The 18313-nt window shown below is 72.7% G+C and carries 13 protein-coding genes and 1 pseudogene; 8 read left to right on the top strand and 6 right to left on the bottom strand.

Going from position 1 to position 18313, the window contains the following annotated elements; translation table 11 throughout:
- Positions 1-136: 136 nt before the first annotated feature.
- From ACFY8U_RS05545 to ACFY8U_RS05525, 5 genes are all read right to left on the bottom strand, one after another.
- Entirely contained in the window at positions 137-1246 is a 1110-nt protein-coding gene (locus tag ACFY8U_RS05545; protein WP_389565929.1) for a macro domain-containing protein, read from the bottom strand.
- 63 nt (positions 1247-1309) lie between these two features.
- Positions 1310-1990: an RES family NAD+ phosphorylase gene (locus tag ACFY8U_RS05540; protein WP_361594289.1), complete on the bottom strand. Its 681-nt coding sequence runs from the start codon at positions 1988-1990 to the stop codon at positions 1310-1312.
- Positions 1990-2715, bottom strand: coding sequence for a hypothetical protein (locus tag ACFY8U_RS05535; protein ID WP_389565925.1), 726 nt, complete (start codon positions 2713-2715; stop codon positions 1990-1992). The genes ACFY8U_RS05540 and ACFY8U_RS05535 overlap by 1 nt, the downstream gene beginning before the upstream one ends.
- A complete protein-coding gene (locus ACFY8U_RS05530) occupies positions 2712-6164 on the bottom strand; it encodes a CHAT domain-containing protein (RefSeq protein ID WP_389565923.1) in 3453 nt (1150 codons plus the stop codon). The genes ACFY8U_RS05535 and ACFY8U_RS05530 overlap by 4 nt, the downstream gene beginning before the upstream one ends.
- A gap of 52 nt (positions 6165-6216) precedes the next feature.
- The gene (locus ACFY8U_RS05525; RefSeq protein WP_389565920.1) at positions 6217-6843 is read right to left on the bottom strand and encodes a hypothetical protein; all 627 of its coding nucleotides are present in this window, start codon (positions 6841-6843) and stop codon (positions 6217-6219) included.
- Between the two features lie 292 nt (positions 6844-7135).
- Between ACFY8U_RS05525 and ACFY8U_RS05520 the strand changes: the two genes are divergently transcribed.
- Positions 7136-10552 (top strand): CHAT domain-containing protein, encoded by a 3417-nt coding sequence (locus ACFY8U_RS05520; protein WP_389565918.1) that lies wholly within the window; start codon positions 7136-7138, stop codon positions 10550-10552.
- 41 nt (positions 10553-10593) lie between these two features.
- On the opposite strand, the pseudogene ACFY8U_RS05515 reads toward ACFY8U_RS05520, so the two are convergent.
- Positions 10594-10785: pseudogene (locus ACFY8U_RS05515) on the bottom strand (CorA family divalent cation transporter); the annotation flags it as partial.
- 443 nt (positions 10786-11228) lie between these two features.
- Here ACFY8U_RS05515 and ACFY8U_RS05510 point away from each other — a divergent pair.
- The 7 genes from ACFY8U_RS05510 (at position 11229) to ACFY8U_RS05480 (ending at position 18304) form a co-directional block, all read left to right on the top strand.
- Entirely contained in the window at positions 11229-11891 is a 663-nt protein-coding gene (locus ACFY8U_RS05510; protein WP_389565916.1) for a hydrolase, read from the top strand.
- Between the two features lie 5 nt (positions 11892-11896).
- Positions 11897-12403 (top strand): DoxX family protein, encoded by a 507-nt coding sequence (locus tag ACFY8U_RS05505; protein ID WP_389565914.1) that lies wholly within the window; start codon positions 11897-11899, stop codon positions 12401-12403.
- A gap of 92 nt (positions 12404-12495) precedes the next feature.
- A complete protein-coding gene (locus tag ACFY8U_RS05500; RefSeq protein WP_389565911.1) occupies positions 12496-13074 on the top strand; it encodes a Dps family protein in 579 nt (192 codons plus the stop codon).
- Positions 13074-14501, top strand: a complete 1428-nt coding sequence (locus ACFY8U_RS05495) for a dihydrolipoyl dehydrogenase family protein (RefSeq protein ID WP_389565909.1) — start codon at positions 13074-13076, stop codon at positions 14499-14501. Before ACFY8U_RS05500 ends, ACFY8U_RS05495 begins: the two co-directional genes overlap by 1 nt.
- Positions 14502-14580: 79 nt before the next feature.
- A complete protein-coding gene (locus ACFY8U_RS05490; protein ID WP_389565906.1) occupies positions 14581-15420 on the top strand; it encodes an alpha/beta fold hydrolase in 840 nt (279 codons plus the stop codon).
- Between the two features lie 47 nt (positions 15421-15467).
- Positions 15468-16421, top strand: a complete 954-nt coding sequence (locus ACFY8U_RS05485) for an alpha/beta hydrolase (RefSeq protein WP_389565904.1) — start codon at positions 15468-15470, stop codon at positions 16419-16421.
- Positions 16418-18304 (top strand): amidohydrolase, encoded by a 1887-nt coding sequence (locus ACFY8U_RS05480; RefSeq protein WP_389565901.1) that lies wholly within the window; start codon positions 16418-16420, stop codon positions 18302-18304. The genes ACFY8U_RS05485 and ACFY8U_RS05480 overlap by 4 nt, the downstream gene beginning before the upstream one ends.
- The last annotated feature ends 9 nt before the right edge of the window (positions 18305-18313 follow it).

Genomic DNA, 18313 nt, shown 5'->3' with positions numbered 1-18313 from the left:
CGCCCACGCTAGGTGACTCGACGTCAAGTCCGGGTGCACCAGCAGAGATTACCCACATCAAGATCCCCCTCACCTCCCCTGCGCGGCGCACCCGCGCGCTCTCCCGCGCGCCTGTGCGCCCTTCCATTCCACCGGGTCAGCCGGTCGGCCTCCGGGCGTGCGCCGGGCGAATTCCGGCCGGGATGCGCTCCACCAGTGCCGCCGCCTCCTGCGTACGCACCACGAAGTGCACGTCCCAGCTCGCCCCGCGCGCCAACTCCGCCTCCACAGCAGCCCATATGGCGCTCAGGCTGACGTCGTACGGCAGTCCGCCCCGGCCCGAGCCGAGGAGCGGGAAGCACACCGAGCGCAGCGGGGGTCTGTGGTGCTCCTGTTCCTCGGCGAGTACCGCCAGGGCCCGGGACACGGCCCGGGTGACATCGGCCGGCAGGACGTCGTAGTCGTTGGTCCCGGACCGGGGCACGGCGATCGCCGCGTGGTAGAGCCGCCGGATGCCCTGACCGGTCAAGGCCCCCGCACTCGTGGTCGCCACCGTGCCGGGCCGCACCGGCCGACCCGACGTGCCGTGCAGCTCGGCCCACCGGCGCAGCTCCGCCGGGAGCGGGTCCGCCAGTACGTCTCCGGTCACGCCGAGCACGGCCGCCGCCCGCCGCAGCGACGCGGCGACGGACGACTTGTACACCTCGGGCAGCGCGAAGTAGACGTTGGACGGGGAGACGACCACATCCACGTCGCGCAGCAGGTCCACGGGGTGAACGTGCAGCGTGACCCGGACGGGCCGGTCCCCGGCCCGGATCTCCACGACCCGATGCGTACCCGCCCCGCTCTCGTCCTCGGCGGCGCCCGGGTCCCGGCTGGCCGCCTCCGCCGTGAGCCGCACGATGTGCTCGGCGACCTGCTCGAGGACCATCACCTCCTGGTCCTTGCGGAACCGCTCGACGCTCACCCCGTAGACCGAGGCCGCCCTGGCGCGCCGGGAGGACGCCGGCCAGTCCCGGGTTCCCTGCGCGATCCCCAGGGTGTACTCGGCGGCCGTGCGGAGGGTCCCCGCGTCCAGGCGCCCCACGGCGCTCCGCAGCAACGCCTCGACGGCAGCGCCGGGTGTCCGGGCGGCGTCGGACGCCATCGCCTCGGCCGCCGCCTCGAGGGCGGGCAGCGCACGCCCCCGCAACCGGATCAGTCCGGCGCGCCTGACCTCCTTCAACTCGGCGAGCAGTGCGACGTCGTCAGGGAGCGGTAAGGCCATGCGCCCACGATGGCATCCCCCGTCACAGCCGGACAAGCCGGTGCCGGGCAGCCCGGGCAGGCGTCATCTCACGGGCTTCGACACCTCCGCCGCGAGCGGGTCGAGGAGCCGGTTCACCTCCTCGATGCCCTCGGGGGAGCCGAGGTCCGCGAAGCCACGCTCCGGCACGACCTCCAGCGCCCCGCAGTGGCAACCGTCGAAGCGGTCGTGGAACAGCACGAAGGAGTTCTCGGGCCGATTCCGGCGCGACTGCCACGCCAGCCCCATGGCCTCGGGCGCCTGAGCCCGGATCTCGCTCGCCCACCGCCGCGCCTTCGCGTAACTGCGCTCGTCGTCGAGGAGGTCGGCGGTCCGATGGACGGCCGCCAGGTCCTTCTCCTCGATCAGCGAGACCACCGTCAGTTCGCACGTCGTACGCAGCACGCTCAGCGATCTGCCATGGGCGGCGGCGTAAGGGATCGTCCGCTTCGAGCCGTTCCATGCCACGGAGCGCAGCATGCTCTCCGCGACGGCCGTCAGGGCGCTGTCGGCCACGTACAGGCTGTGGTACGGGTCCAGAGGGGTGCCCTCGAAGCGGCCGCCGTCGAAGTGGATGTCGGCGAGGAGCGGGTTGAACTGGTCAGGCCGGTACTTGGACTTGTGCACCCGCCACAACTCCGTGCCGGCCGGGATCACCTTGAAGTTGGGGCGGAGTTCCTCCCCGGTCATCGGGAAGAACGTGATCGGGCGCGTGTGGAGGCTCATCACTCTCCCTCCACGAGGGTGGTGGCGGCGCCGACGAGTTCGTGGTCGGGCAGCCGTCCCAGGAGCGACGCGGGAGTCCCGCCCAGCCAACTGTTGCCGCCGAGCCACCAGGACGCGGCGCCCCGGGGGTCGATGTCCGCCAGGAGCAGCCGGTTGACCTTGAGGACGACCGGGTGCGGTGTGCCGCCACCCACGGGGAACTGGAACTCCAGGAAGCGGTCGCCGCGCGGTGGGTCCGGCAGTCTGATCAGTTCGGGTGGCGGCGCGCCACCGCAACGGGCCGTCGCCTCGGCCGTCGACAGGGCGGGCTCCCGGAGCAACGGATCGGCGGCCGTGCGGTCGTCGCCGGACGTCACATCGCCGAGCGTCACACCGAGCGTCGGGTCGGCTGTCGGGGCGGGCTCCGGCGCCGCCGCCAGCAGATCGACCAGCGCCAGCGCCTCCGTCACGGTCGCCGGCCCCGGGGGCGCGGCGACCAGCCGCACACCGTCCAGCGCGGCGCGCGCCGGATGGTCGAACGGCAACGGTCGCAGAGCGTGCCTCACCCCCTGGAGCGCCCTGCGGACGGCCATGTCCTTGTCCGGCGGCGCCTCGGCGAGGGCGCGCAGCCGGGTGAGCAGCAGCGCGTGCTGTTCGTCGTCCAGCGCCGCCCGAATGGACTCCCGGTGCTCGCCGATCAGGGCGAGCAGCGACTCCGCGGACGGTCCGCGGCCCTCCTCGTTCATGATGTCCCTTCTGCCGTGTGCGTGGTGCTCGCGCCTGGGTGCCCCTGATGGATGAAGGCGGCCCAGAGCGAGGTCCGTTCCAGTCCCTGCCGTTCCGACTCCCGGAGCAGGTCGCCGTGGAGAGAGCCCGGATTCTCACGGTGCGGGTCGAGCATCCACATCTGCGCGGCCCGCAGGGCGTCCACGGGGCTCAGCCCGTCGACGGCCACGTAGTGGTGGAACACCGCCATCAGCAACGCCGACGCGCCGTCCGGGGCCAGCCATCGCGAGCCCACGACATCCCGCGCTCCGGCGGCGACGAACGCCGTGGTGAGGGTCAGCGCCTCGTCGTGGTCCCGCTTGCTCAGATCGGTCTGGCAGGCACTCAGCACGACCAACGGCCCGTCCTGAGCACCCTGTTGACCTTCACGGTCGAGCAGCCGTGTCACGGTCAGCGGAGCCGGTGTGCCCTCCACGTCGGCCGCGAGGTCCAGAGCCGAGACCGTCGGGCGGGTCCCCGCCTTTCCGTGCGAGACCACGTGCAACAGGGAGGTGTCGTCGGCGAGACACCCCAGGACGGCGTCGGGCGTGCCGGGCGGCAGTTCGCCGGTCTCCACCTCGTAGAGCGCGCCGTACACCCGGGCGCGGGGATAGAAGGCGTCCCGCAGGGCGGTGACCTCGGCGTCGGCGAAGGACATGCTCATGGTCGGGTCGGCCACCAGTACGGGCGCGGCGGCCGGGTCCCGCGGCGCCCGTCCCACCGTGCGCAGGAACTGGCTGCCGGAGGCCGCGTAGCTGATGACCGCGGCCTGACAGAGGCGGTCGTGCGCGGCGTCGGCGGGGAAGCGCGCGGCGTGCCACGGGACGATGCCCAGGCGCCCGCAGGGGACGAGGACGACGCGGAGCGGCCGGTCCTCCCAGGTGTCGTCCTCCGCCTCCAGCCGCTTCTCGATGCCGGCGAGGACCGGGCCGAGCGCTTGGAACGCCCAGCCGCACAACTCCTCCAGGGCCTCCTCCCAGGACCGGGCGAGGGAGGCGTCGCCCGGGTCGAGGTCGCGAGCCGCTGCCGCTTCCACATACCGCGCCAGCGGGCCGTCCTCGACGTCGGAGAGCAGGGGCAGGGCGCCCGCGCCCGCCCCGAGCCGCGGTCCCACCGCGATCACGAGCCCCGGGCCCTGGTGGTCGCCCGCCACCAGATAGAGCAGGACGTCCGCACCCGCCTCTGCCAGCCCGTCCGCGAGCTCGCCGAGCGTGGGCGTGCCCAGCAGGCCGCCCTCCTGGCGGTAGCCGAGGGCATCGAGGGCCTGACGGCGCAGCGTGCTGGGCAGGAGGCCCGGAACCTCGCCCGCGTCCTCCGTGCCGAGGCGCGCGCCGGCCGCCTCCCGCCAGGCTCGCGCGAGATCCTGGCGCCCGGCGGCCTCCAGCCGTTCGGGCACGGTCGACGAGGCTGCGGCGCCCTGGAGGACCAGGGCCCGGCCCAGCTCCAGGGCGGCAACGGCCCGCGGCAGCATGCCGTACGAGGCCGCCATCCTCGCCGCCTGTACGCCGCGGCTCGCCCCGGTACGCGCGGCAAGCAGGCCGTGCTCGGCCCCCGACTGGAGGAGAACATCGGCGGCGAGCGCGGACAGCGCCTCCTCGGCGGCGTCCAGGCAGCCGGTGTCGGCCTCGCCGGGGGAGTCTCGGGTGAGGCGGTTGCGCAGATGGTACGAATCCGCCAGGTGCCACAGCGCGTCCGCGGCGACGCGCGGTGCCCTGCCCTCCCGTACGCCCTCCCGGAGCCGTTCGAGTTCCTCGATCCGGGCGTCGAGCACCGTGAGGTCCCCGTCGCGGTCGAAGCGAACGCCGAGCGAGAGGGCCGAGGAGTAGAGATCGTCCATCGAGGCGTCCGGGGGCGGTGGAACGTGGTCGGGGACAGGGGTCTTCTGTCCGGTGAGGACGTCCTGGAGCAGACGGATGTCCTGTACGCGGGGTGGAGCCGCCCCCTCGGCGAACGGCAGGCCGCTCTCCCCGGCAAGGGTCGACGCCCGCTCCATGTACGGCAGGGACCGCGCCAGCATCTCCTTGTCCCGGGTCAGCATGCCGAGTGATCCGAGGACCGCGCCGCGTACCGCGTCGACCGCGAACCGGAGCGGATCGCCCTCGGGAGCCGCGGTGTCCAGGGCCTCGGCCTCGGCCAGGAGACCCTGGAGCGTGGCGACGTCCTCGGCCTCTCTCGCGGCCGTCGCCCGGAAGCAGATGTCCATCGCGCGGCCCAGGACAGCGGGGTCACCCACGCCGGGGGGCAGCGATCCGCGGATGTTCTCCAGGTGCCCGATGACCGTGTTCATATGGGCGTGGCCCGCGGCCGTGTCCTGGTAGGTGCCGCCGACGGCCGGACTGACGGTGAGCAGCGTCGCCCGCAGGCTCTCCAGCGCGGCCGTCGACATCAGGCTCTCCGGAAGCGGCAGGTCCTGCGCCGAACGCAGCCTGCCGAGAAGCTCGTTGAGAGCCTGCGGGTCACCACTGCGCAGCAGGGAGTCGAGCCCGTCGGAGGTCGCGTTGACGGTGTCCAGGGCGGCGACCATGTTCCGTAGCGCCTCGGGGGTGAGCGGGGGCTGCGGCCCGGGCCCGGGCGTCGCCTCTGGGTCCGGTCGGGGTGTCGGCTCCGGTCGTGGCGCCGGTTCGGGCTCGGGGTCACGTTCGAGCTCGGACTTCGGTGCCCCCTCCAGCTCGGAGCCCGGCGTCGGCGACGGGCCCGGGTCCCGCTCCCACACGGGTCCCGAAGACGCAGTGGGCGACGGGCCGGGAGGCGTCATCGCCCCGAACATCCGGTCCATCATCTGGCGCATCTGATCCGCGAAGGGACCACCACCGGGCGGCATCATGCCCGCCATCAGGTCCGACAACCCCTGCGGGGACGGGGCGACGAGAAGCTCCTGCGCCTGACGCAGCGAGGCGAGCAGTTCCGGCGGCAACGGCAGCTCGGCCGCGTCGTCCATCAGGGTGCCCAGCTCCGACGCCACGGACATCATCCCGGCGGGGCCGACCCGTTGTACCCAGTCGAGAAAGCCGGAGAGGTCGGGGGCCCCTCCGGTGACCCCTTGCTGCGACTGGATCGGTGAGATGCAGGTGATCAGGAACAGCGCCGCCCACCGCCGGTCCTCCTCGGTCACGAGGGCTCCGAGAGGCGTGGTTCCGTCCCGGGCGTCCCGCAGCAGTCCTTCGGCACGCTCCCGGTCCGCCGCCGAGCCGCCACCGACCGTGTGCCGTAAGGTCAGCGCACCCGCCAGCCAGACAGTGACCGAGCTGCGCAGAGCGGCGTCGTGGTCCAACAGGCTTGCAAGTTGCTCCAGTTCGGCGACCGATGCGTCGTACGCCCGTGGTGTCGGGGAGCCGCCTCCCATGCCGGGGAGCTGCGTCTTCACCCGCCCGACGGCGTCCGACACCCAGGCGCGCAGGCCCTGAACGCCACCGCTCTCCTCCCGATTCACCGAACACCCACCTTCCCGGGCCGCGAGCGGCCGGCACCGGGCCGCCTCGACCTCAGCGACCCTCGACACCTTCTGGATCAATCCCACTATGCCGATCCGTGACGGACGCCGCCCCGACCTCCCCCCGTTCTCCCCGCCGACGACCGTGGTCCGGCCGGGAGACACCCAGATCGGCTCGCATCTCCCGTCGCATGTCCCGTAGTTGGACCCACAGGGATTCCACGGCATCGTGTGCCGCGGCCGATGAGTCGCCGGGACGTGCCAGACCGTCGTCCAGACGGCGGACCATGCCGTAGACCGCCCCCAGGCCGTGGCTGACGGCGCCGGCGTGGTCGAGCACCTGCTCAGGAAGCCGCATCTGCGCCTCCGCGTACACCTCCCGATGCTGGTCACGCGCGGCGGTGAGCCGTTTGCGCACCGAGGGCAGCTCGGCCTCTCGGCCCAGCGCGTACAACAGGTCGGTGAGTGCGGCGAGATAGTGCCGACCGGAGGTGTTGAGCGCCACGTAGCACGACCACAGCTCCCGCGCCTCGGTGCGCCGGTCCCACACCTCCCCGGCCCGCTCCAGGTCGCGCTGTCGGCTGCGGTCGGCCGCCCGCTGGGTCAGCAGCGCGGACATCAGCGTCCCGACGACGCCGACGACTGCCACCAGCAGAGCGGTCAGCACGCCGATGTCCACGCCGCCTCCCTCCTCGCTCCCCCGTGTTCCCCCGTGAGGTCAGCGAAGCAGGGGCGGGTACGCCGGGTGAAGGGCGGGCCCGGAGATCGCCCGGCCTTCGCCCTGTTGCCGACCACCGACGCCGGGAACCGTGGGGGAGGGTGGGGGGGGCACGGGGGACGCGCGCAGGTCGATTTCCGGGCAACGGACGGGGGTTGACCGGCCATCGGGTGCCGGGGAGGCCGTGCTGTGGTCATCATGGGCCGCGGTGCGACGGGACGGGTTTCACCGTGACGGACGGGGGCGTGAAGACATGGCGGGAGACGAGGAGAACGGGGGCGTCCGGGCCCTTCGGGCCTGGGCCGCGGAGGCGACCGAGCGGGGAGCCCGGTTGATCAGCCGAGGGAAGGAGGGGGGTTCGGCCTCGGCCGGGGAGTTCGAGGGCGTTGCCGCCGAACTCCGGCAGCTGCGGGACCTCCTGGACCACGACCGGATGATGCTCGGCAAGGTCACCCTCGTCCTGGGCGGCGTGCTCGCCATGCGGCACGCCACCGGGCACGGCGCGCCGGACGGCCCGGAAGAGGCCCGGCGTCTGCTCGAGGAGGTGAGGGACGGGACGACGGCCGCCGGGGAACGGATGGCGGAGGAGGACAGGCAGTGGGCGGCGATGTTCCTGATGATGGCCGCGGCGCCGGCGCCATCAACGGGACCGAACCGCTCTGTCGAGCCGCACGGGGACATCTGGTCCGTGATCGACCACGCGACGCGGGGGGAAGCTGCCGCCGAGGTGGCTCGGATCGCGGGACTGGCCGCAGAGATCCAGCGGATGCCGGTGCCACGCGAACTCCAGGAGCAGTTGCTGCGCATGCAGGACGCTTGGTCGTACATGTCGGGGAGTGACTTCTCCGACCCCGACAGGCTGCTTTCCCTGCTGCCCCCCGACCTGCCGATGAGTGATCACCTGCGGACCCTGGTGAGCATGATGCAACATGAAGCCGACACGCAGGTCCCGGACCCGGCTGAGGATCCGGTTCCCCGGCCGGGCTCCGAACCGAAGACGTTCGCCGCTGCCGAGGGCGAGGACGAGACCGAGGACGAGACCGACACCGTCGTCGTAGGCGCGTGGCTGGCCTCCTTGCTGGGTGTGCAGGAAGCCCTGCGCACCGGCGACCCGGAGGACCTCGGCCGGGTGCTCCGGCAGCTGGGGGCGCAGCACGACAGCCTTCCGCCGGGGCACGAGCGGGCCCCCGAGATCGAGGCCCTCATGCGTATGGTTCTCCAGTTGGCGGGGCCCCTGGGAGGCAGCCGGGTGGACGTCGAGGAGGCCCGCCGTCACCTGCACCCGATCGGCGAGTACTTCACGGGGTGGGCGGCGGATCATCCTGGAGCGGATCACCTCGCCGTCGCGTTCCGCGCCAACGAGCTGCTCCTGAGAGTCCTGGCGGAGGAGGAGGTGGAGAGCGACGAGGAGTACCGGCGCCTGATGGGCGAACTGGACGCACTCGAACGTTCCACGCCGCCCGATCACCCCTTCCGCCGTCTGGTGCTGCTCGCCCACGGCACCGCGGTCAGATCCCTCGGTGACCGCACCGGCGACACCGAGATGGTCGTGCGTGGCCTGGCACAGCAGGAGGAGGCACTCATGGCCGGTTCCGCGACGGACTTCGGGATTCCCGAGGCACAACTCGGCGCCGTCCGGGAGGCGTTCCGAGCCTCGCGGGCCGTGCTCGCCGAGGATCCGGAGTTGATGCCCGCCCCCGCGACGCCCGGTCCTCACGCCTCGACGGGCACCCGGTACCTCGCCGCGCTCACGGCGACCCTGCGGCACTCCACCACCCAGGACCCGGCCGATCTGGACGCCGCGATCAGCGGACTGGAACAGGTCCGCGACGAGGTCCGGAGGGGCGGGTCGCCGCAGCTCGCCTTCCCCACCCTGTGGCAGCTCGCCGAGAACTACCGCCTCCGACTCGGCCGCACCGACGACCCGGCGGACCGGACCGCCTCCACGGACGCGGCCCTGGAATCGCTACAGGCTCTCGCCGCCGACGTCGTCCTCCAGGTGGGCCCCGACCACGGCCTGTTGGCCGCCCGTTCCGGGGCCGACCGTGGCGTGACGGCCGCCCGATGGGCCGCCGCCGAAGGCCGGGTCGAGGACGCCGTCGCCGCGCTGGAACTGGGCCGGGCCCTGGTGCTCCAGGCCGCGGCCACCTCGCGGGCGGTGCCCGACCTGCTGGAATCCCGCGGCCACCACGGCCTCGCGGAGGAATGGCGTGCGGCGGAGCGCGGAGGGGACGGGACCGAGTCGGCTGAGTACGGAGCGGAAACCCTGGCCGGACCGGGAGCCCCGAGCGGTGCGCCCCCCGGCTTCGTCACCAGGGAACTGCCCAGTTCTCTGCGGCGCCGTGCCCTGGAGGCGCTGGCACACCGGGAGCCGGGTGGAGTCCTCTTCCGTACGCCCACGGTCGACGAGCTCACGGCCGGGGTGGCCGCCGCCGACGCGGACGCGCTGGTCTACCTGATCGCCGGCGAGGGCACCACGCCCGGAATGGCGGTCGTCATGGGCCCTGACATGGGCACGGGCGTACGGGCGTTGCCGCTGCTGTCGCGGGAGGAGAGCGGGCCCCTGGAGCGCTATCTCGACGCGGCGGCCGCGTCCCAGGAGCGGCCCGGCGATCCCACGGCCGCGCGGGACTGGGAGGAGGCGCTCTCCGAACTCTGCGACTGGTCGACGCAGGCGGTGATCATCCCGGTGATGAGCGGTATCGCGGAACGGCTCGCCGCCAACGAGGACCGGCGCAAGCGTCCCGGCCCTCCCAGGATCGTGCTCGTGCCCTGCGGCCGCCTGGGGATCGTTCCCTGGCACGCCGGGCGCCTGCCGGCCGAAGCCCCTCATGACTACGTCTGCCAGATCGTCGTGGTCAGCTACGCGGCGTCCGGCCGCCAGTTCCTGAACACGGTCCGGCGGGCCCGGCGAGCCCCGGCAGCCTGCCCGGTCATGGTCGCCGACCCCACCATGACCCTGCCGTACGTGGAACTGGAGGTGGCGGGGCTTCAGCAGGCTCTGTATCCGGAAGCCCGTCTGTACGGGGAGTTCTACGAACCGCCCGTCCAGCCGGTGGCGGTCGGCACGCCGGACGACGTCCTCGACGCCCTGGCCGCCGGCCCCTCCCTCCTCCACGTGGCGTGCCACGGCTCGGCCGGCACCAACCCGACCGCGTCCGCGCTTCGCCTTGCGCCGGAGGAGGGCGGGACGGCGGAACGGCCGAACGCGGGGCTGCTGACCGTCACGCGGCTGCTCGACCGTTCGGCGGGCGAACAGGACGCCGCGGACGGGCCGTTGGTCGTGCTCAGTGCATGTGAGACGGATCTGACCAAGCGGGACCACGACGAGGCGCTCACCCTGACGACCGCCTTCGTGGCGAGCGGCGCGCGGGACGTCGTGGGCTCGCGTTGGGCCACTCGGGACTCGGCCGCGGCGCTGATGATGGCCGTCTTCCACCACTACGTGGCGATCGAGGGGCTGACCCCCGTCGACGCGCTCCAGGGCGCGCAGCGGTGGATGCTCGACCCGGAGCGCGTGAACCCGGGGTCGCTCAGTGCCGACCTGCTCGAAGCGCTGGCCGGCGTCGGCCCGGAGTTGCACCGCCCGGCGGCCTGGGCCGCCTTCATCCACCAGGGCCACCCGGGGCCGACGGTCACGGTGCGCAGGTGCCGGTGCGCCGAGAGGTAACGCGGTGGCACCCGGCCCCGCCCGGTGCCACCGCAGGACGCCTACAGCCAGTCCTTCTTCTTGAAGACCACGTACAGACTCGTGCACACCACCGCCATCAGCACCACCGCGAACGGATACCCGCCCGCCCAGTGGAGCTCCGGCATGTTGTCGAAGTTCATGCCGTAGATCGTTCCCACCAGCGTGGGGGCGAAGAGGATGGCCGCCCACGAGGAGATCTTCTTGAAGTCGTCGCCCACAACGCGCTGACCTGCGCAGATTGCTGTGTGAGCCGGGCTGACCTGCGAATTTGCTCGTTTCCGGGGCTTTCACCGTGACGCCGTCCTGCGCGGTCGATTCTCCCCAGCCGCTCCCCGAGGCGGCTTCATTCTCCCCGGATTCTCCCCAGCGGCGGCCCGTTCCTGGTGGTGTTTCCGCTGGTGAGGCGGCTCTTCGTTGGGTTGGGGTGTGGTTACGCACCATTTCGGAGGAGTCTCGGGGCGAGTGTGCTGGCGTCGCGACCTTGCGCGTTCGCGCCCGTGACACTGCGGGGCTCTGGCCCTTGACCGGTTGTGCGCTGTCGTGCCAACCCCTGGGCGCAGGAGGTCAACGCGGTCGGTCGGGTCGCTCGTAGCTTGAAGAAGTGCCGAGCCGCGGACGTGGCGGGCACGATACCGATTGCTTCGAGAGGACCCTCATGTTCGACATCACCAAGGTGCAGGCCGCCCCGAGCAAGGACCTGCTCACGCCCGACAACTCGGTCATGCTCTTCGTGGACCACCAGCCGCAGATGTTCTTCGGCACCGGCAGCGGCGACCGTGCCGCGATCATCAACAGCACCGTGGGTCTCGCCAAGGCGGCTCAGGCTTTCGACGTTCCGACCGTTCTGACCACGGTGGCCGCCGAGTCGTTCTCCGGGCCCCTGCTGCCGCAGCTCGCCGAGGTGTTCCCCAAGAACGAGATCATCGACCGCACCACCATGAACGCCTGGGAAGACGAGGCGCTCGTGGCGGCGGTCAAGGCGACGGGGCGCAAGAAGATCATCCTGTCGGGTCTGTGGACCGAGGTCTGCCTGGTGCTGCCCGCGCTCTCGGCGCTTGAGCAGGGTTACGAGGTGTACGTCGTGACCGACGCTTCCGGTGGCGTCAGCCCGGCCGCCCACGAGCACGCGCTGCAGCGGATGATCGCCGCCGGCGCCGTCCCGGTGACCTGGGTCCAGGTCCTCCTGGAGCTGCAGCGCGACTGGGCGCGTCAGGAGACGTACGGCGCGGTCATGGAGATCGTCAAGGCTCACGCGGGTGCGTACGGCCTGGGCGTCGTGTACGCGCAGAGCGTCATCGGCGCGCACGCGGCCGGCTGACCCCTGTGGACACCGGCATTCTGATCCTGCGTCTGCTGGTGGGACTGCTCGTCGCCGGCCACGGTGTGCAGAAGATCAGCTCGCACCTGGGCGGCAAGGGACTTGAGGGCGGTACGGAGGAGTTCCGCGCCGACGGCTTCCGCGGCGGTGCCCTCACCGCCCTGGCGGCGGGCGGCGGCCAGATCGGGTCGGGTCTGCTGCTCGCGGCCGGCCTCCTGACCCCGCTCGCCGCGACCGGGGTCATCGGGGTCATGACGGTCGCCCTCACCGTGAAGTGGCGCCACGGCCTCTGGGTGCAGAACGACGGGTACGAGTACCCGCTCGTCCTCATCGGCACCGCCGCCGCCCTCGCCGCCACCGGACCCGGTGACTGGTCCCTCGACGCGGCCCTCGGCCTCACGCCGTACCCGCTGTGGTGGGCGGCCCTCGCGCTCGTGGCCGGTCTCGGCAGCGGCCTCCTCACCCGGCTCGTCCTGCACCGGACCGCCGCCCCGGCGATCGCCGAGCACTGAGCGCGAGCCGCACAGACCGGGTCCGGCCGCCCGCGTACCCCCGACCGGGCGGCCGGGCCCTTCCCGCCTTCCCTCCCGAACAGGAGCACTCGATGGACACCCTCACGACCCCGCACGGCGGCGGCCAGCCGCTGCTGCACCAGAAGGGCGCCGAGACCCAGGCGTTCGGCACGCTCAAGCAGTTGCCGATCGGCCTCGGCCACGACACCCGCATGTACGCCTGCCAGCGGCTGAACCGCGTCCTCGCCGACACGCAGATCCTCTACTCCCTCTACAAGAAGCACCACTGGCTCATGCGCGGGGCGACCTTCTACTCGCTCCACCTGATGCTGGACAAGCACGCGGAGGCCCAACTGGCCATCGTGGACGAGCTGGCCGAGCGGGTCCAGAGCCTCGGCGGCGTCGCCGTCGGAGACCCGCGCCACGTCGCGGAACTGACCGCGATACCCCGGCCGCCGGACGGCGTCGAGCCGGTGCCCGTCATGCTGTCGCGGCTCCTCGACGCGCACGAGCGGATCCTGATCGACGCCCGGGACGCCGCCGCCCGGCTCTCCGGGGAGGGCGACGAGGGCAGCGCCGACCTGCTCGTCTCCGATGTCATCCGCACCGGCGAGGCGCAGGTGTGGTTCCTGGCCGAACACCTGGTGGACACCCCACTGGTGCACGGCTGATGGAGGACACGTACGACGTCGTCGTGGTCGGCGGCGGGCCGGGCGGCGAGGTCGTCGCCGACCGGACCGTCCGGTCGGGGCTGACCGCCGTAGTCGTCGAGGCCGACGCCGTCGGCGGCGAGTGCTCCTACCGTGCCTGCGTCCCGAGCAAGGCCCTGCTGCGACCCGGCGCCGCCCGAGCGGTGGCCCGGTCGGTCGACGGGGCCCGGCAGGCGGTCACGGCAGCACTCGACCCGGCGCGCGTCCTGGCCCGCCGTGACCGTTTCACCGGGCGGGGCGACGACACCGGCCAGGCCCACTGGCTCGACGGTGCGGGCATCGCGCTCGTACGGGGGCACGGACGGCTCGCCGGTGAGCGCCGGGTGGAGGTGACCGGGGCCGACGGCACGGTCCGTACCCTGCGGGCCCTGCGCGCGGTCGTGGTCTGCACCGGCACGGAGCCCGCCCTTCCGCCGGTCGAAGGGCTCGACCGGATCGGTGTGTGGACCAACCGGCAGGCCACCACGGCCGACGCGGTGCCCGAGCGGCTCGTCGTCATCGGCGGGGGAGTGGTGGCCTGCGAGATGGCCACCGCGTGGCGCACGCTCGGCTCCTCCGTCACGCTGCTCGTCCGCGACCAGACCCTGCTGACCGGCTGGGAGCCCTGCGCCGGCGAAGAGGTCGCCCGGGGTATGAACGATCTGGGCGTCACGATCCGCTTCGGGGTGTCGGCCGTCCGGGTCGCCCGTGACGAGGACACCCGCGCGGTGACCGTGGACACCGACGACGGCACCGCCCTCGTCTGCGACGAGGTCCTGGCCGCGGTCGGCAGACGCCCGCGGACCGCGGACCTCGGCCTGGGCTCCGTCGGACTGGCGGCACGCGACTGGCTCCCGGTCGACGACACCTGCCGCGTCACGGCAGTCGAGGGCGACTGGCTCTATGCCGTCGGCGACGTGAACCACCGTGCGCCGCTGACCCATATGGCCAAGTACCAGGCCCGCGCCTGCGCGGCGGCGATCGCCGAGCGAGCCGCGGGGCGCCCGGCCGTCACCGGAGGCCGGCAGCCGTGGAGCGCGGAAGCCGACCACGTCGCCATCCCGCAGGCCGTCTTCACCCGTCCCGAGGTCGCGAGCGTCGGTCTCACGGAACGCGCGGCACGCGAAGCGGGTCTCGCGGTACGCGTGGTCGAGTACCGCATCGACGACGTCGCCGGTGCCGCGCTCCACGCGGACGACTACCGCGGCCTCGCCAAGCTCGTCGTCGACGAGACCCGAGGAGTCGTCGTCGGCTGCACGCTCACCGGCCCGATGGCGACCGAACTCATCCACACGGCAACGGTCGCCATCGTGGGAGAAGTCCCGCTCGAACGCCTGTGGCACGCCGTCCCCGCCTTCCCGACGGTCAGCGAGATCTGGCTACGGCTCCTGGAGGCGTACGGCCTCTGAGGTGAGGTCTTGCCCGACCGAGGCACCCCCGCCCGCCCGAGCGCACCCGAATGCTTCACCACCCGACAAGGGAAACCCCATGCATCCCAAGAGGCGCACCCTCGCCCTCGCCCTGCCGGCCACGCTGGCCGCCCTGATGGGCGCCGCACCCGCCACACCTGCCGAACCCGCGAGCGGCCCGGCCGCCGCCGGCGCCGACCGGCACGGACCCAAGCCCACGATCGTCCTGGTCCACGGGGCGTTCGCCGACGCCTCCAGCTGGAGCGGCACGATCAGGCGGCTGCAGCGCGCCGGCTACCCCGTCCTGGCCCCCGCCAACCCGCTGCGCGGTCTCGCCGCGGACACCGCCTACCTGCGCAGCGTGCTGGCCGCCGTCGAGGGACCCGTCGTCCTGGTCGGCCACTCCTACGGCGGCGCCGTCATCAGTGGCGCCGCGCTGGGCGACATCCGTGTGAAGGCCCTCGTCTACATCGCCGCGTTCACCCCGGACAAGGGCGAGAGCGCGGCCGAGCTCGCCGCCATGTTCCCCGGCTCCACCCTCGGCGACACCGTGAACCCGCGGTCGTACCCGCTGCCCGGCGGTGGCACCGGCACCGAACTCGTCATCGAACGGGCCAAGTTCCACCGGCAGTTCGCCGCCGACGTCCCCGCCGCCGACGCGGCCGTCATGGCCGCGACCCAGCGCCCGGTCGCCACCGCCGCGCTGGAGGAGAAGGCCGGGGAAGCGGCCTGGAAGACGATCCCTTCCTGGGCGCTGATCGTCACCGCCGACAAGAACATCCCGCCGGCCGCCGAACGGTGGATGGCCCGGCGCGCCGGCTCGCACATCACCGAAGTGGACGCGTGGCACGCCGTGGCCGTCTCCCGTCCGGCCGTGGTCACCGACGTGATCCTCGACGCCGTACGGGCGACCCGCTGAGCCCCCGACCTGCGACCTCCCGTACATCCCCAGAAGGAGAACCCCTGATGAAGAACCGACCGATCCTCGAACCCGCTGCCCAGGCCTTCGCCGACGCCACCGCCCAGCCGCCGTTCCTCTACCAGATCCCCGTCGCCGAAGGCCGTAAGGCCGTGGACGGCGTCCAGAGCGGTGAGGGCGTCCCCCTGCCCGAGGTCGACGAGGAGTGGGTCACCGTCCACGGCGGCCCGACCGGCGACGTCCGCGCCCGGATCGTCCGCCCCCGCGGCGCCACCGGCCCGCTTCCCGTCATCCTCTACATCCACGGCGCCGGCTGGGTCTTCGGCAACGCCCACACCCACGACCGGCTCGTCCGCGAACTCGCCGTCGGCACCCGGGCGGCCGTGGTGTTCCCCGAGTACGACCTCTCGCCCGAGGCGCGCTACCCCGTCGCGATCGAGCAGAACTACAGCGTCGCCCAGTGGGTCGCCCGCGAGGGCCACCACAAGGACCTCGACGGCACGCGGATCGCCGTCGCGGGCGACTCGGTCGGCGGCAACATGAGCGCCGCCCTCACCCTCATGGCCAAGCAGCGCGGCGACGTCACGCTCGTCCAGCAAGTCCTCTTCTACCCGGTCACGGACGCGAGCTTCGACACCGACTCGTACCACCGGTTCGGCGAGGGCTACTTCCTGCGCCGCGACGCCATGAAGTGGTTCTGGGACCAGTACACGACCGACGAGGCCGAGCGCGTCCAGATCACCGCCTCCCCGCTGCGCGCCTCCACCGAGCAGCTCACCGGCCTGCCGCCGGCCCTGGTCATCACCGCCGAGGCCGACGTCCTGCGTGACGAGGGCGAGGCGTACGCGGCGAAGCTCCGCGCCGCCGGCGTCCCCGTCACCGCCCTGCGCGTCCAGGGCGTCATCCACGATTTCGTGATGCTGAACGCACTGCGCGAGACGCAAGCCGCGGAACTCGCCATCGGTCTCGCCACCGACATCCTGCGCAAGGCCTTCGCATGACCGGGCCGTCGACGAACATGCCGGTGGCGGGCCTCGTCCCCGCCCCGCGTCGGGAACACGAGCACGCCGACCTCCTCGTCCGTAACGCCAAGGTCTTCACCGGTGACCCCGACCGCCCCGAGGCCCGTGCCGTCGCACTCCGTGACGGCCGGGTCGTGGCCCTCGGCGACGACCACGACCTCGCCCACCTCGTCGGGCCGGGAACGACGGTCGTCGACGCCCTCGGCCGCCGGGTGATCCCCGGCCTCAACGACTCGCACCTGCATGTCATCCGGGGCGGCCTGAACTACGTCCTGGAGCTGCGCTGGGACGGCGTACGAAGCCTCCGACACGCCCTCGCGATGCTGCGTGAGCAGGCCGGCCGCACCCCGAAGGGGCAGTGGATCCGGGTGGTGGGCGGCTGGACCGCCGAGCAGTTCGCCGAGCGCAGGATGCCGACCGTCGCGGAGCTGAATGCCGCCGCCCCCGACACCCCGGTCTTCGTCCTGCACCTGTACCAGTCGGCGCTGATGAACCGGGCCGCGGTGCAGGCAGCCGGATTCACCCGCGACACCCCGGATCCCCGCGGCGGGCAGATCGTCCGCGGCCGGGACGGCGAACCCAATGGCGTGCTCCTCGCGGCGCCGAGCGCCCTCATCCTGTACTCGACCCTGGCCAAGGCGCCGGCCCTCGACGAGGCCGACAAGCGGACGTCGACGCGCCACTTCCTGCGCGAGCTGAACCGCTTCGGACTGACGTCCGCGGTCGACGCCGCCGGCGGGTTCCAGAACTTCCCCGACAACTACGCCACGGTCGTCGACCTCGCCCGGTCGGGGGAGCTGACCCTCCGGATCGCCTACCACCTCTTTCCGCAGACGGCCGGTCAGGAGCTCGCCGACCTGAAGCGCTGGACCGAGATGGTCAAGCCCGGGGACGGGGACGAGTGGCTCCGGCTCAACGGCGCGGGAGAGAACCTGACTTGGGCCGCCGCCGACTTCGAGAACTTCTCCGAACCCCGGCCCGAACTCGCCGCCGGCTACGAGACCGAATTCGAGAGCGCCGTCCGGCTGCTGCTCGAGAACGGCTGGGGCTTCCGGCTCCACGCGACCTACGACGAGACGATCCGCCGCGACCTGGCCGTCTTCGAGAAGCTCGCGGCCGAAGGGCTCTTCCCCGGCGGCAACCGCTGGCTCTTCGACCACGCGGAGACCGTCTCCACCGACAGCCTCGACCGGATCGCCGCCCTCGGCGGCGCCCTCTCCGTCCAGAACCGCATGTCCTTCCAGGGCACCGCGTTCCTCGGCCGCTACGGCGCCGAGGCTGCCGCCCACACCCCGCCGGTCCGGGCCATGCTCGACCGAGGCCTGACCGTCGCTGCCGGAACCGACGCCACCCGCGTCTCCTCGTACAACCCGTGGGTCGCACTCCACTGGCTGGTCACCGGGCGCACCGTCGGCGGCACGGCCCTCTACCCGGCCGGCAACCTGATCGACCGGGAGACCGCCCTCGGCCTCTACACCCGCGGCGGGGCGGAGCTCACCGGCGAACAGGACGTCAAGGGCGTGCTGCAGGAGGGGCGTTACGGCGACCTCGCGATCCTGTCGGACGACTACCTCACCGTGCCCGAGGCCGTCATCCCCGACATCGAGTCCGTCCTCACCGTCGTCGGCGGCCGCATCGTCTACGCGACCGCCGAGTACGAGGGCCTCGACGAGGCAGTCCCGCCGGTGAGCCCTGAGTGGAGCCCGGTGGCCCACTTCGGCGGTTACCGGAGCGGTGCGCAACAGGCGGTGTCCGTGGCCGAGGCCGTCGCCGAGTCCGAGCAGCACCGCCGCTGGCGCGTCGCCCGCGGCTCCGTCCCCGACAGGACGCCGTCCTTCGTCGACCCCTGCTTCGAGCACTGAAAGAGAGAT

Origin of the sequence: Streptomyces sp. NPDC012508 (assembly GCF_042902595.1) — a bacterium.
Lineage (GTDB): Bacteria > Actinomycetota > Actinomycetes > Streptomycetales > Streptomycetaceae > Streptomyces.
This window is presented reverse-complemented; position numbering and strand designations above follow the sequence as displayed.